Genomic DNA, 14,155 nt, shown 5'->3' with positions numbered 1-14,155 from the left:
TTCAGTTGATGAGCTGTTTACAGAGCATATTGAATATGCCATGTTATGATGATTTTGCTATATACTCGATAAACTTCAAGTTGCAATCCGCAACGGGGCTTATATTTCCCCGTTGTGTGGAGAAATATAACACATACCTTGAGGTTGGATTGGTATAAATATATATTAATAACAGGTGAAGTCATCAATAATAAATTTATTACTCTCATGGGGATAATATTTATTTTATAGTGGTCAGGTTTGTTTATATTTTTTGATTATGACAATATTTATAGATTATTATAAATTTTTTTATTTTCCTGTCGGATATAATTCTGTCATTTTTCAAGTTGCAGCTTTATTGCCTGCAACTTGAAATTTATTATCTGGCGTTCTCTACATAGTGCCGAAAATATCAGATATCAATATTCGCCGCTTTCAGAGCATTCTCCTCAATAAATGCCCGGCGAGGTTCAACCGCATCTCCCATCAGGGTCGTGAACAGTTGGTCTGTTGCAATCGCATCTTTCACGGTGACACGCATCATGCGACGGGTTTCTGGGTTCATGGTCGTTTCCCACAATTGATCAGGGTTCATTTCTCCCAGACCTTTATAGCGTTGGACGGAAAGACCACGGCGTGACTCTTTCGTCAGCCATTCCAGAGCCTGTTCAAAGCTGCTTATTGCCTGACGACGTTCGCCACGTTCGATGTATGCGCCTTCCTCAATCAAATTCCCGATCAATTCACCCAGTTTGGTAATGCGGCGATATTCGCCACCGTGGATAAAATCGAAATCCAGATTGTAGTTAGTATCAACACCATGCGTACGAATGCGCAAAATTGGCTCGAAAATCTGGCGTTCGCGGTTTTCATGGATTTGATAGCTGTAAGTGCTGCCATGCTGCTCTTTGTCATTCAGACGAATAGACAACTCGCTGACCCATTCTTCCACTTTCGCCTGATCGTTCAAGGCATCTTCGGTCAGTTTTGGATGGTAAATCAGGTTGTTCAGCAGGGCCAGCGGATACAGACGTTCCATGCGACGGATGATTTTCTGAGCGGTATTGAATTCAGTCACCAATTTTTCCAATGCTTCACCTTTCAGGGCGGGTGCATGTGGATTGGTATACAATGCTGCACCATCCAAGGCAATGGACATCAGGTAGGCTTCCATTGCATCGTCATCTTTGATGTATTGCTCTTGTTTGCCTTTCTTCACTTTATACAGTGGTGGCTGGGCGATGTAGACATAACCGCGCTCAATGATTTCCGGCATCTGACGATAGAAGAATGTCAGCAACAGGGTGCGGATGTGCGATCCATCAACGTCGGCATCGGTCATGATGATAATGCTGTGATAACGCAGCTTGTCTGGGTTGTACTCATCACGGCCAATGCCGCAACCCAGAGCGGTGATCAAGGTGGCAACTTCCTGTGAGGAGAGCATCTTGTCAAAGCGCGCTTTCTCAACGTTCAGGATTTTACCTTTCAACGGCAGGATAGCCTGGTTCTTACGGTTACGTCCCTGTTTGGCTGAACCGCCCGCAGAATCACCCTCCACCAGATAGAGTTCGGACAGCGCCGGATCGCGCTCCTGGCAGTCAGCCAGTTTGCCCGGTAATCCGGCCAGATCCATAGCACCTTTGCGGCGGGTCATTTCACGCGCTTTACGGGCGGCTTCACGGGCGCGGGCTGCATCGATGATTTTGCCGACGACGGTTTTAGCATCGTTCGGATTTTCCAGCAGGTATTCCACCAGCTTCTCATTCATCAGGGTTTCAACCACTGTTTTCACTTCGGAAGAAACCAGTTTGTCTTTGGTCTGGGAAGAGAATTTAGGATCAGGGACTTTAACGGAAATGACCGCAATCAAACCTTCGCGGGCATCGTCACCGGTAGCGCTGACTTTGGATTTCTTGTTGTAACCCTCTTTATCCATGTAGCTATTGAGGGTACGGGTCATCGCAGTACGGAAACCCACTAAATGGGCTCCCCCATCACGCTGAGGAATGTTGTTGGTGAAACAGTAAATGTTTTCCTGAAAACCGTCATTCCATTGCATGGAAATTTCAACACCAATACCATCTTTTTCGGTAAAGAAATAGAAGACATTCGGGTGAATGGGGTTTTTATTGCGGCTCAGGAATTCAACAAACGCTTTGATGCCCCCTTCATAGTGAAAGAGATCTTCGGCATTGGTGCGTTTGTCGACTAAACGAATGGCAACACCGGAGTTGAGGAATGATAATTCACGCAGGCGCTTTGCCAGAATGTCGTATTCGAACTCAGTGTTAATCTTAAACGTATCCATACTTGGCCAGAAACGGACAGTGGTTCCTGTCTGCTCAGTATCACCGACAACTTTCAGTGGTGACTGTGGCACGCCCAGACAATAGGTTTGTTCGTGAACCTTACCGTCACGGCGGATAGTCAGTTCCAGTTTTTCCGATAAGGCGTTAACAACAGAAACCCCCACGCCATGCAGTCCACCAGAAACTTTATAGGAGTTATCATCGAATTTACCCCCCGCATGCAGCACGGTCATAATGACTTCTGCTGCTGAAACACCTTCTTCTTCGTGTATGTCGGTCGGAATACCGCGGCCATCATCCTGCACAGAAACGGAGTTATCTGCGTGGATAGTGACAGTTATTTTGTCACAATGACCTGCGAGGGCTTCGTCGATAGCGTTATCAACAACCTCGAAGACCATGTGGTGAAGGCCAGTACCATCATCGGTATCACCGATATACATGCCTGGACGTTTACGGACGGCATCCAGCCCTTTTAATACCTTGATACTTGAGGAGTCATATGTATTCGACATCAACGTTTCTCGCTCATCTTAATCCTGTGGTTGAACCTCTATTTTGCCATGTTCTACGCGAAACATCCTGCTATTTACATCAATCATGTCTGTAACTTGCCCGGATGTGATTGCACTGACAAACACCTGGGCTTGCGTAGATTTCAGACGCTCGGCTAATAGCTGACGACGGCCGGCATCCAGTTCTGAGGCAAAATCATCAAGCAGATACAGGCATTTTTGCCCGCTCTGTCGGGTGAAATATTCACCCTGTGCTAACCTCAATGCGCACATCAGTAACTTCAACTGACCCCGGGACAGCATATCTTCTACTGGTGTACCGTCCGCCCTGATCCGCAGATCGGCTTTATGCGGGCCGGAAGCGGTGTAGGTTAGCGATCTGTCGCGCTCAAACTGCCGCGCGAGCAGCTCCGCATATTCACTCTCTTTGTCCCAACCTTGCTGGAAGCTGGTACTCAGTGTGAATTCAGGTAAAAATTGTTTGCAGGTTTTTTCTATATCCTCGGAAATTTCGGCAATATATTCAGCCCGCCATTGACTGATTTCGGTTGCCAATGGGGCAAGCTCTCGATCCCAATGCTGGATTTGGTTGTAGCGGGTGACTTGTCGCAATGCGGCATTCCGTTGCTTAAGCAGCCTTTTCAGGTTAGCCCAGGCTGCAAAAAAGCGTGGCTCATTGTGAAAACATCCCCAATCAATAAAGGCCCGACGATATTTCGGACCGCCATTTAGCAACGTAAAACCTTCTGGTGTGATAAGTTGCATCGGCAGTATTTTCGCCAATTCAGCAATTTTATGCCCATCACTGCCATCTATCCTGACTTTGCTATCGCCCTGACGGTTTTTGCTTAATCCCACCGATAAAGTACGTTCATAGGATAGCTGATCAATGCGCCCATGAAGAATGAACGCGTCGCAATCATGACGAATTACCCGGCCTGCCTGAATACTGCGAAAAGCACGACCGTGGCCTAAGGTATAAATGGCTTCCAATATACTTGTTTTGCCGCTACCGTTCGGCCCAACCAGAAAATTAAAACCGGCTGCCAGTGGCAGGTCAGCATCCGCGATATTACGGAAATCGCGGATCAGCAAACGCGAGAGAATCATATAATGAGTTAATGTTGTTACAGGCGCATTGGCATCACGACATAAGTCGCAGCCTGACTGGCTGAATTCTCAATTTTTACGCTGGATGTGGCATCTGTTAGCAGGAGACTGACTTGCTCGCATTTCAATGCGTTCAGAACATCCAGTACGTAGCTGACATTGAAGCCAATTTCCATTTCAGTGCCCTGATAACTGACATCAACAATCTCTTCTGCCTCTTCCTGCTCTGGGTTATTGGCGGTAATTCTAAGTTGATTTTCGCTCAAGTAGATGCGAACGCCACGGAATTTTTCATTGGACAAAATGGCGGCCCGCGAAAATGCCTGCTTAAGCATGTCACAATTGGCTTCCAGCGTTTTATCGGGATTTTTGGGTAATACGCGACGATAATCAGGAAAACGGCCATCAACCAACTTCGATGTGAAGATAAAATCACCAACATGAGCACGAATGTTATTGCTGCCAATCTGCAATTGCAGCGGATTATCACCGCCATCGAGCAGACGCATTAATTCAATAACGCCTTTGCGGGGTACGATCACTGAATGGGACGGCAGATTTTGCCCGATGCTCATGGAACAAACGGCCAAACGGTGGCCGTCTGTGGCAATGGTACGCAGTTCTTCGCTTTCAGTTTCGAACAACATACCATTCAAGTAATAGCGAACATCCTGATGCGCCATGGAAAATTGGGTAGACTCGATCAGGCGTTTCAGTGTGGCCTGAGGCAGGGAAAATTCAACTTCGCTCTGCCAGTCATCAAGATTAGGAAAATCCGACGAGGGTAACGTAGAGAGTGAAAATCGGCTGCGACCAGAGCGAACGAGAATGCGATCGCCATCCAGTTCTACACTGATTTCTGCTCCGTCAGGCAAGCCACGCCAGATATCAAAAAATTTACGGGCGGGGACAGTCGTTGCACCTTGTTCATGTGGCTGGGTCAGTGTCACCCGAGCCTTCATTTCCATTTCCAAATCGGTGCCCGTCAGCAACAGGGAACCTTCTGTTACCTGCAATAATAAGTTGCCTAAAATAGGCAGGGTAGGGCGACCCCCCAAGGGGCTGCTAACCTGTTGCAAAGGTTTTAATAATTGCTCACGTTCAATGATAAATTTCATAGCGCTAGGAAGACAATGTTCTGATTAAGTTAGAAAAATCTTCTTTGATGTCGTGACTCTCTTCACGCAGTTGTTCGATTTTACGACAAGCGTGAAGTACGGTTGTATGGTCACGTCCACCAAAGGCATCCCCGATTTCAGGCAAGCTGTGATTGGTCAGCTCTTTTGCCAGCGCCATTGCCATTTGTCTCGGACGGGCAACAGAGCGTGAACGGCGCTTGGACAGCAGATCGGCAACCTTGATTTTGTAATATTCAGCCACCGTTTTCTGAATATTATCGATGGTTACCAGCTTTTCCTGTAGAGCCAATAAGTCACGTAATGCTTCGCGTACAAAATCAATAGTAATCGCACGGCCGGTAAAATTGGCATTGGCGATGACTCGATTCAACGCGCCTTCGAGTTCACGAACGTTAGATCGCAGGCGTTTAGCAATAAAGAAAGCCACTTCCCCCGGCAACTGGATTTGGTTCTCATCAGCTTTCTTCATCAGAATGGCAACGCGGGTCTCCAGCTCCGGTGGTTCAATAGCCACGGTCAATCCCCAGCCAAAACGGGATTTTAACCGATCTTCGACACCATTTATCTCTTTCGGATAGCGATCTGACGTCAGAATAATCTGTTGATTACCTTCTAACAGCGCATTGAACGTGTGAAAGAATTCTTCCTGGGATCGCTCTTTATTGGCAAAAAACTGAATATCATCGATCAGTAGAGCATCCACTGAGCGATAGTAACGTTTAAATTCTTCTATCGCATTGTTTTGTAATGCTTTTACCATATCCTGAACGAAGCGTTCAGAGTGCATGTAAACCACTTTTGCATTGGCCTTGCGGGCCATAATGCTATTGCCGACAGCGTGCAAAAGGTGGGTTTTGCCCAGTCCGGTTCCGCCATAAAGGAACAGAGGATTGTATGCTCCACCAGGATTATCAGCCACTTGTCTGGCGGCAGCTCTGGCGAGTTGATTGGATTTACCTTCAACAAAGTTATCGAATGTATGCTTGGGATTAACGTTGGAACGATAGGATAACTCTGGTTGAGCTTTTGCGTTGTCCCAGCTTGGGCGTACTGATGGACTGGACGGCGCAGCAGCCACCGGCATATTGGTAATGATTTTCTGAGATGGAGACTGGTTTGGTGAAACAGGCTTATTTCCTACTTCAAAACGCAGTAAAGGTACTTCAGGACCACAGAAATCATTTAATAACAAATTGATATTATTAATATATTTCTCCCTCACCCAATCCAACACAAAACGGTTGGGGGCATAGAGAGCCAAAGTGTTATCACTCAGTTCTGCCTGAAGGGGTCGTATCCACATACTGAATTCTGTGGCAGGTAACTCATCCTGCAATCGGGCAAGACATTGCTGCCAAAGCGAAAGTGACACGGCGAACTCCCCTAAAACAAGACTAATAAAAGAAACCGGAATAAAAGATACGTTATATAGGGCACAAGGTGTTATTCCTCTTTGTTTCTCATGTGACGAGGAACAGAGCACGTACCTTGTGGCGATTTTTAACATCATCGCTCCCCAAAGATCCACATAATCTGTATATAGAGAGACTGGGATCGGGATCAACGATCATAACGCAAAAGACGACACAAATCCTCATTCTTTTACACAGCTTTGACGCTTTTTATCCACAGGGAGATCACCACGCTTTTTGGTACTTGCAGAATATGTAGGCCCGCAAGAGATACTGTAGTGTAATCATGGCATATAGCAAACTTCATTTAGCTATCGTTTGAAATTCAATATGCTGATGGTGTTACGATCGCGCAATAAGAATGCAACGATAGGTGTATGATCCTTGCGCTTTATTACACAGTCCGTATAATCTTGCACCCTGCGTGTTATGCCAATGATTTTTTCCGGTTAGGTCTGGTGAGGATTTGGGGTTAGCACTTCGGGTAGCAAAAGTCTGACCTGTCTGTGATTGATTGAAATAAAAAAATCCGACAGGGGGGCGGTCAGGCTCGTGTCATCTTAGATTGACGAGGGGGAGTACATTTTATTACAATCCTGCCTCTTTCTATATATTGATGTTGCGACTGAGGCATCGGTGTCTACTTTATTCTCACTGGTCGCCAACGCATTTGCTGAATCAGTAACAAATTTTAAGCTAGGTAGAAATCGCTATGAAACGCACTTTTCAACCATCCGTACTGAAGCGTAACCGTTCTCACGGCTTCCGCGCACGTATGGCCACTAAAAATGGTCGTCAGGTTCTGGCTCGCCGTCGTGCGAAAGGCCGTACTCGTCTGACTGTTTCTAAGTAATAAAGCTAACCAATCCAGTGGTTAAGCTCGCTTTTCCGAGGGAGTTACGTTTGTTAACTCCCGAGCATTTCACGTATGTTTTCCAGCAGCCGCAACGGGCAAGCTCCGCAGAGATAACAATCCTTGCGCGCTTGAATGAGCTGGGGCATCCCCGCATCGGTCTAACCGTCGCCAAAAAAAATGTTAAACGCGCCCATGAGCGTAATCGTATCAAGCGACTGGCTCGTGAAAGTTTTCGTTTAAACCAACATAAATTGCCTCCAATGGATTTTGTGGTTTTGGTGAGGAAAGGGGTCTCTGAGCTTGATAACCGTGAGCTAACGGAAGCTTTGGGCAAATTATGGCGTCGTCACTGTCGCTTGGCTCGCGCCTCCTGATTGCTTTAATTCGGGGTTACCAGTTAGTGATTAGTCCACTGCTGGGGCCTCGTTGTCGTTTCAATCCTACCTGTTCCCACTATGGCATAGAGGCATTGCGCAGGTTTGGGATGATAAAAGGCAGTTGGTTAACAGTGAAACGCGTATTAAAATGCCACCCTTTACACGAAGGTGGTGATGATCCTGTCCCACCTAAAAAAAATGACGATAACAGAGAACATTAACGATGGATTCGCAACGCAATCTTCTTCTCATCGCTCTGCTGTTTGTTTCGTTCTTGGTCTGGCAGGCGTGGGAAAATGATAAAAACCCACAACCAACGGCCCAGATCACGCAGCAAGCAAATACTACGCTGAGTAGCGAAGCAAGCAGTGGGCAAGGTAAACTGATCACCGTGAAAACGGATGTGCTGTCATTGCACATCAATACCCGTGGCGGTGATATCGAGGAGGCTGATCTGCTGGCCTATCCTGATACTCTCGGTTCCAAAACCCCATTCAAATTGCTGGAAACAACCCCTGAATTCACTTATCAGGCTCAAAGTGGATTAACGGGTATCCATGGTCCCGATAATCAAGCTGAACGCCCGCTTTATCATGCCACTCAGAATAGTTTTGTTTTGGCCGATGGTCAGAATGAATTGCGTATTCCAATGACTTATACCGCGCCGGACGGCGTTGTTTATGTCAAAACCTTCGTTTTAAAACGGGGCGACTATGCAGTTTCTGTTGATTACAACGTCAATAACGTCACTGATAAACCCTTGCAGATGGCGTTTTTTGGTCAGTTGAAACAGAGCGTTGAACTGCCAAAACATCGTGATACTGGCAGCAACAACTTTGCTCTGCATACTTATCGTGGCGCTGCTTACTCTTCTGATGAAGAAAAATACGAAAAATACAAATTTGATGATATTGAAAGTAAAGCGCTTTCTGTGACCACAAAAGGCGGCTGGGTAGCAATGCTCCAGCAATATTTCGCCACGGCGTGGGTTCCGGGAGAAGGCAAAACCAGTACTTTCTATACCAAAGACCTGAAAAACCAAAAAATGGCGATCATCGGGTACAAAGGTGAAGACATCAATATTGCGCCGAACAGCCAGCAGAATATCTCTTCTACCCTGTGGGTTGGCCCTGAAATTCAGGACAAAATGGCGGCGGTTGCATCCCATCTGGATCTGACCGTGGATTACGGTTGGTTGTGGTTTATTTCCCAGCCGTTATTCAAATTGCTGAAATTCCTGCATGAATTCATCGGTAACTGGGGCTTCTCTATTATTGCGATTACCTTTATCGTGCGCGGTATCATGTATCCGCTGACCAAGGCGCAATACACCTCAATGGCGAAAATGCGTCTGTTGCAGCCAAAAATCACGGCAATGCGTGAGCGTTTTGGTGATGACCGCCAGCGCATGAGCCAGGAAATGATGGCGCTGTATAAGACAGAAAAAGTGAACCCGCTGGGTGGTTGTTTGCCTCTGGTGATCCAGATGCCAATCTTCCTGGCATTGTATTACATGCTGATGGGTTCTGTTGAGCTGCGCCATGCCCCATTTATTGGCTGGATTAATGACTTGTCTGCTCAAGATCCTTACTACATCCTGCCATTGCTGATGGGTGTGACTATGTTTGTTATCCAGAAACTGTCACCGACTACCGTGACTGATCCAATGCAGCAGAAAATCATGACCTATATGCCTGTTGTGTTCACGGTTTTCTTCCTGTGGTTCCCGTCTGGTCTGGTGCTGTACTACATCGTCAGTAACCTGGTTACCATTATCCAGCAACAAGTTATTTTCCGCAGTCTGGAAAAACGTGGTTTACATACCCGCGAGAAAAAATAGCTGTTAAAAAATATAAAATATAAGTGGAAGGCGGTCATTGGCCGCCTTTATTATTTTAGTTTTTAAAGATAACAAACCTAGGTCAAAAGAGAGAATTTCATGAATACCACCGATACGATAGTCGCTCAGGCCACTCCTCCGGGACGAGGCGGTGTAGGCATTCTGCGTATTTCTGGCCGTAAAGCTGCGGAAGTTGCTGAGGTGGTATTGGGTAAACTCCCCAAACCGCGTTATGCCGATTACCTGCCCTTCCGTGATACCGATGGTTCTGTGCTTGATCAAGGTATTGCACTTTACTTTCCCGGCCCTAATTCATTTACGGGGGAAGATATTCTGGAACTTCAAGGGCACGGTGGGCCGGTTATTCTGGATCTGCTGTTAAAGCGTATTCTGGCGATTTCCGGTGTACGTATTGCCAACCCGGGTGAATTCTCTGAACGAGCTTTCCTCAATGATAAACTTGACCTGGCACAGGCAGAAGCCATTGCGGATTTGATCGACGCCAGCTCTGCACAGGCCGCACGTTCCGCGATGAATTCCCTGCAAGGTGCATTCTCTAGCCAAGTCCATGAAATGGTGGAAGCGCTGACTAACTTGCGGATCTACGTTGAAGCCGCGATTGATTTTCCAGATGAAGAGATTGATTTTCTTTCCGATGGCAAGATAGAAGCCAAGTTGGATGACGTGATCGCAGAACTTGAACGCGTTCGTTCACAGGCACGTCAGGGCAGTTTGTTGCGTGAAGGCATGAAAGTCGTGATTGCAGGGCGCCCGAATGCGGGTAAGTCCAGTTTACTTAATGCACTGGCAGGCCGTGAAGCTGCGATTGTGACTGATATTGCAGGAACAACGCGCGATGTTTTGCGTGAACATATCCATATTGATGGAATGCCGCTGCATGTGATTGATACGGCAGGATTACGCGAAGCCAGTGATGAAGTGGAACGTATTGGTATTGAGCGGGCATGGCAGGAAATTGAACAGGCGGATCGGGTACTGTTTATGGTAGACAGTACGACAACCGATGCCGTTGAGCCTGCACAAATCTGGCCTGAATTTATGGCTAAACTACCAGAATCGCTGCCGGTTACCATCATTCGGAATAAGACAGATATGACGGGGGAAAAAACGGGTGTTACAGAAGTCAGTAACTATACCTTAATTCGTCTTTCTGCCCGTGATGGGGAAGGTATCGGTTTTCTGCGTGATCACCTAAAAGAGACGATGGGTTTCAACAGCAATACAGAAGGTGGTTTTCTTGCCCGTCGTCGTCACTTGCAGGCATTGAGCACGGCAGCAGAACATTTGCAGGAAGGCCATCAACAGCTCGTCTTTGCCCGTTCAGGGGAACTGTTAGCAGAAGAACTGCGTTTGGCACAGCAAGCTCTAAGTGAAATCACCGGTGAATTTACTTCCGATGATTTACTTGGGCGGATTTTTTCCAGTTTTTGTATTGGGAAGTAAGATGGCAAATAAAGTTCGCTTGGGAGGCTCTTCTGCTACTGCGTGAATAAAATCTGATGAAAGTAAGGCGCTGGATAAAAAACCAGCGCTTTGTCATTAATCTTATAACCCTTTATTTTTCCATAGCTCGCCACTGAGATTATTTTCGATTGAGAAAATAACAGATGAAGGTAAAGGCTAATGCAAGTCCAGCCAAAAATAACATCAGGGCTTGATAACCCTGAATCAAGGTATTGAAGCGAGCTAACAAAAATACAGCAAAAGCGATACCACAAGCTCCCCCTACATTATGAATAGTCCATGAAGTTCCCATGGCAACAGCCGCTTGTTCACGAGGCAGGGAATTCAATGCAATTAATGTTGACGGTCCAAGAATTGATCCCCATCCCATACCAAATAACAATAGTGGGATAATGAACCACCAAGCATTGACCTGTGTTGAGGCGAATGCGAGGAAAGTAGCAGCAGCTACAAACAGTAACAAACCGACTAAAATGACTCGTTGCGGGCCAAATTTTTCACTGCGGTTACCTACCCACGGAGACGTTAAGGCAAACATGACTGTGGCAGGTAGCAAGAACAGACCTATCTCGATATCATTTTTCCCCAATTGTCCTGCGAAAAACATAGGTAATGTCAGCAGCACGGTGCAATAGAAAAAAGCAAGAAAAAAGGTTGCAAGTAGTGCAGAAACAAAACGCATTTTGCGGAAAAAATGGAATTCAACAATGGGTTCTGGTGTTTTTAACTCATGCCATATAAAGATAAACAATGCTATAACTGCTATAGCCAATAGGCTCCATTGTTGCAGGGCATTTCCATCCAAAGAGAAATAACTGACTAAACTTATTAGAAAAATGATCAGGAGAATACAACCGAGTATATCCAGTTTTTTCACTTTTTCGGTTTTATATTCGGGTATAGACCAGGCACATAGAATAAAACTAATAATGATAAAAGGAATATTTATCAAGAATGCGTAACGCCAATCTACTATGCCTGCAAATAATCCACCGATAATTGGGCCTATTGCAAGCCCTAGTCCGTTAATCCCAAATAAAATACCAAGAGCTTTTCCCTGTTCATGTTCATCAAATAAATAGGAAATAATAGCACCAGAAACAGTATAGAGAATTGCACAACCAATCCCTTGAATAAACCTAAAGGTAGTGATGGCGGCAAGGTTTGTTGCGAGGCCAACAAGTAATGAGGCTGCGCCAAACAGTATTAATCCCCACAATAATATTTTTTTGCGCCCGCGACTATCAGCCAATGTCCCGACCGGAACCATAAAAGCGGAAAGAGCTATCATAAATATAGAAGTAACCCATTGTGTTTCCCTCAACGAGGTATTAAATTCACGTCCAATTGCAGGAATAATGGTATTCACAACGGTGAGATCTATACATCCAAGAAAACTTGCAATACATATTCCGATTAATCCGGTATATTTTCGGGTTACAATGACTGACTCACTCATTTACTAGCTCCTTTTGCTCTATATCAATAGGATCTTCATAAAATTGAGATTTTTTCTTAAATTTTAAAGAGAGCCAGTTAACATACTCATTATGTGATTTTTCAACAAAAATCTCTCTGGTTTTACGCATTGCGGCAGTCATTTGTTTCGGATAAATGATGAAGTTGATATCATCATTGGCCCACATTGGCATAATGACAGGACATTCTTCTAGAATATAAAAGAGTGATCGATAAAAAGTACCTTCATATTCTGCTGTTCCATATTTAATATTATTTCTTTCTGCAAATACATTGATAGTTTCATTAATGCATGAACGATAGTGTTCATTGGAATAATATTCATTCAAAATACGGTCATAGTAATATTTATAGTCTTCACGTTTAAGATAGACATCCCAGCGAATAATTTCATTAGGTATTTTTAGATTAGACAGCGTCCCTGCATTATTCTTAAGCCATTCATTTCCTTTTGTCAAACTGTATTGGTAGTTATCACTAGCTGTGCCAGTACTATAGTTATGTCGTTGTAAAGAGTCTGCTACAGCAATGATACATTTACCAAAACCAGATTGATTTATTTTATCTATTGTTGCAGAAATTTTTTCTCCCTCATGATATTCTTTTCCCACACTGATAAGTAGAAGCACTGTCTTATCTATATAATGATTAGCTTTAAATTTACCTTGTGCTTGTAATGAAACTTTGTACATTTCTCAACTCCAATAAACTAACGGATCATTTTCAGATATCACTCCAATAAAAGAACTAAGCGTTATACGATCTTGCTCTTTAACTGGGCGAACGGCATGGATGAAACGAGGATTTAATATTATTAAATCACGTAGTTTTGGTTTTATTACTAAATCAGGTGTAGGCATGTCGTGGCGATTAATACCATAATGCCGTGTTCCTTTCAGGCGTTCATACTCTAAAGCACTAGGTTGAATGTCCCACATTTCGAGTTCTCCACCGTGATCAGGAACCTGCATGTAGATATTGGCGGAAAGTTGGTATTGTAATGTCCAATCAGTATCAGGAGGAAGTGTCCATTCTAAACTATCAATATGAGGTTCAAGATCAACATTTGGAGTAAGATAGCGGCAAACACCGACAAAACATTTTTGTTTTTTAACCGATAATAAATGGGCACCTTCTGGCCAAATATCATCTAATAATGTTCTGAAATGCTCTATTGGTGAAGCTAATTCACCAAATATATCACGTATCCGTTGGATGTTTTTTATTGCTTGTTGGTGATATTCTTGCCTTATTTCGTCTGTCTTTATCTCAGCATAAGCTATACCAAGTCGAGTAAACTCTCGGGCATGTCCGAGAGCGCCTTTATCCTGATGAAAGAATAATTTTTCTTTTGCTCTCTCAGTGGCTGAAATTTGAACAAAATTAGGTATCCTTATCGCTAAAGCATCCCCAGTGCATAGTGAACATAGATGGTTACCTGTTAGGGACTTCACATCAACTTCTATTACTTTGCCCATACTATCTCCTTATGAAAACGGAGAAGATAATATTAAACAAATATTAAACCAAAATTAAACAAATAACATTTTATTTATAACTTTTTATTAAAAACAAAAATAACAGGGCTTGGATTCACATATTAAGTGCAATATCGTTATAAACGAAGTAAATGAGTTTTTGTCCCTTT

At 44.5% G+C, this 14,155-nt stretch carries 12 protein-coding genes; 5 read left to right on the top strand and 7 right to left on the bottom strand.

Annotated elements, in window-relative coordinates:
- Positions 1–394: 394 nt before the first annotated feature.
- From gyrB to dnaA, 4 genes are read right to left on the bottom strand one after another with little or no spacing between them, the layout of a single operon-like run.
- Positions 395–2,809 (bottom strand): DNA topoisomerase (ATP-hydrolyzing) subunit B, encoded by a 2,415-nt coding sequence (gyrB, locus tag AAY47_RS16025; RefSeq protein WP_047771137.1) that lies wholly within the window; start codon positions 2,807–2,809, stop codon positions 395–397.
- Between the two features lie 18 nt (positions 2,810–2,827).
- Positions 2,828–3,919 carry a DNA replication/repair protein RecF gene (gene recF / locus AAY47_RS16020; protein WP_047771136.1) on the bottom strand — a complete coding sequence of 364 codons (1,092 nt, stop codon included), beginning with the start codon at positions 3,917–3,919 and terminating at the stop codon, positions 2,828–2,830.
- A gap of 17 nt (positions 3,920–3,936) precedes the next feature.
- Positions 3,937–5,037 carry a DNA polymerase III subunit beta gene (gene dnaN, locus AAY47_RS16015; protein WP_047771135.1) on the bottom strand — a complete coding sequence of 367 codons (1,101 nt, stop codon included), beginning with the start codon at positions 5,035–5,037 and terminating at the stop codon, positions 3,937–3,939.
- Between the two features lie 4 nt (positions 5,038–5,041).
- Positions 5,042–6,430, bottom strand: coding sequence for a chromosomal replication initiator protein DnaA (dnaA, locus tag AAY47_RS16010; protein ID WP_047771134.1), 1,389 nt, complete (start codon positions 6,428–6,430; stop codon positions 5,042–5,044).
- Between the two features lie 752 nt (positions 6,431–7,182).
- Here dnaA and rpmH point away from each other — a divergent pair.
- From rpmH to mnmE, 5 genes are all read left to right on the top strand, one after another.
- Positions 7,183–7,323: a 50S ribosomal protein L34 gene (gene rpmH / locus AAY47_RS16005; RefSeq protein WP_004093983.1), complete on the top strand. Its 141-nt coding sequence runs from the start codon at positions 7,183–7,185 to the stop codon at positions 7,321–7,323.
- A 17-nt stretch (positions 7,324–7,340) separates the two neighbouring features.
- Positions 7,341–7,700, top strand: a complete 360-nt coding sequence (rnpA, locus tag AAY47_RS16000; protein WP_047771133.1) for a ribonuclease P protein component — start codon at positions 7,341–7,343, stop codon at positions 7,698–7,700.
- A complete protein-coding gene (gene yidD, locus AAY47_RS15995; RefSeq protein WP_047771132.1) occupies positions 7,664–7,924 on the top strand; it encodes a membrane protein insertion efficiency factor YidD in 261 nt (86 codons plus the stop codon). Before rnpA ends, yidD begins: the two co-directional genes overlap by 37 nt.
- 2 nt (positions 7,925–7,926) lie before the next feature.
- Entirely contained in the window at positions 7,927–9,543 is a 1,617-nt protein-coding gene (yidC, locus tag AAY47_RS15990; protein ID WP_047771131.1) for a membrane protein insertase YidC, read from the top strand.
- A gap of 99 nt (positions 9,544–9,642) precedes the next feature.
- On the top strand, positions 9,643–11,007 hold the full coding sequence (mnmE, locus tag AAY47_RS15985; RefSeq protein WP_047771130.1) for a tRNA uridine-5-carboxymethylaminomethyl(34) synthesis GTPase MnmE: 1,365 nt from the start codon (positions 9,643–9,645) through the stop codon (positions 11,005–11,007).
- Positions 11,008–11,146: 139 nt separating this feature from the next.
- On the opposite strand, the gene AAY47_RS15980 is transcribed toward mnmE, so the two are convergent.
- The 3 genes from AAY47_RS15980 to AAY47_RS15970 are packed head-to-tail and all read right to left on the bottom strand — an operon-like array spanning position 11,147 to position 13,985.
- Positions 11,147–12,487 (bottom strand): MFS transporter, encoded by a 1,341-nt coding sequence (locus AAY47_RS15980; RefSeq protein WP_047771129.1) that lies wholly within the window; start codon positions 12,485–12,487, stop codon positions 11,147–11,149.
- On the bottom strand, positions 12,480–13,199 hold the full coding sequence (locus AAY47_RS15975) for a hypothetical protein (RefSeq protein WP_047771128.1): 720 nt from the start codon (positions 13,197–13,199) through the stop codon (positions 12,480–12,482). Before AAY47_RS15975 ends, AAY47_RS15980 begins: the two co-directional genes overlap by 8 nt.
- A 3-nt stretch (positions 13,200–13,202) precedes the next feature.
- Complete coding sequence (locus tag AAY47_RS15970; protein WP_047771127.1) at positions 13,203–13,985, bottom strand: 2OG-Fe(II) oxygenase; 783 nt, start codon at positions 13,983–13,985, stop codon at positions 13,203–13,205.
- Between the last annotated feature and the right edge of the window lie 170 nt (positions 13,986–14,155).

Source organism: Xenorhabdus griffiniae, from assembly GCF_001028135.1.
In the GTDB taxonomy this organism is placed as follows: domain Bacteria; phylum Pseudomonadota; class Gammaproteobacteria; order Enterobacterales; family Enterobacteriaceae; genus Xenorhabdus; species Xenorhabdus bakwenae.
Note: the sequence above shows the minus strand (reverse complement) of the source record. Positions and strands in the feature narration are given on the sequence as shown.

Excerpts from the sequence above, each read along its gene's own strand:
- gyrB (WP_047771137.1), bottom strand. The coding sequence starts at position 2,809 with ATGTCGAATACATATGACTCCTCAAGTATCAAGGTATTAAAAGGGCTG.
- recF (WP_047771136.1), bottom strand. The coding sequence starts at position 3,919 with ATGATTCTCTCGCGTTTGCTGATCCGCGATTTCCGTAATATCGCGGAT.
- dnaN (WP_047771135.1), bottom strand. The coding sequence starts at position 5,037 with ATGAAATTTATCATTGAACGTGAGCAATTATTAAAACCTTTGCAACAG.
- rpmH (WP_004093983.1), top strand. The coding sequence starts at position 7,183 with ATGAAACGCACTTTTCAACCATCCGTACTGAAGCGTAACCGTTCTCAC.
- yidD (WP_047771132.1), top strand. The coding sequence starts at position 7,664 with ATGGCGTCGTCACTGTCGCTTGGCTCGCGCCTCCTGATTGCTTTAATT.
- yidC (WP_047771131.1), top strand. The coding sequence starts at position 7,927 with ATGGATTCGCAACGCAATCTTCTTCTCATCGCTCTGCTGTTTGTTTCG.
- mnmE (WP_047771130.1), top strand. The coding sequence starts at position 9,643 with ATGAATACCACCGATACGATAGTCGCTCAGGCCACTCCTCCGGGACGA.
- AAY47_RS15980 (WP_047771129.1), bottom strand. The coding sequence starts at position 12,487 with ATGAGTGAGTCAGTCATTGTAACCCGAAAATATACCGGATTAATCGGA.
- AAY47_RS15975 (WP_047771128.1), bottom strand. The coding sequence starts at position 13,199 with ATGTACAAAGTTTCATTACAAGCACAAGGTAAATTTAAAGCTAATCAT.
- AAY47_RS15970 (WP_047771127.1), bottom strand. The coding sequence starts at position 13,985 with ATGGGCAAAGTAATAGAAGTTGATGTGAAGTCCCTAACAGGTAACCAT.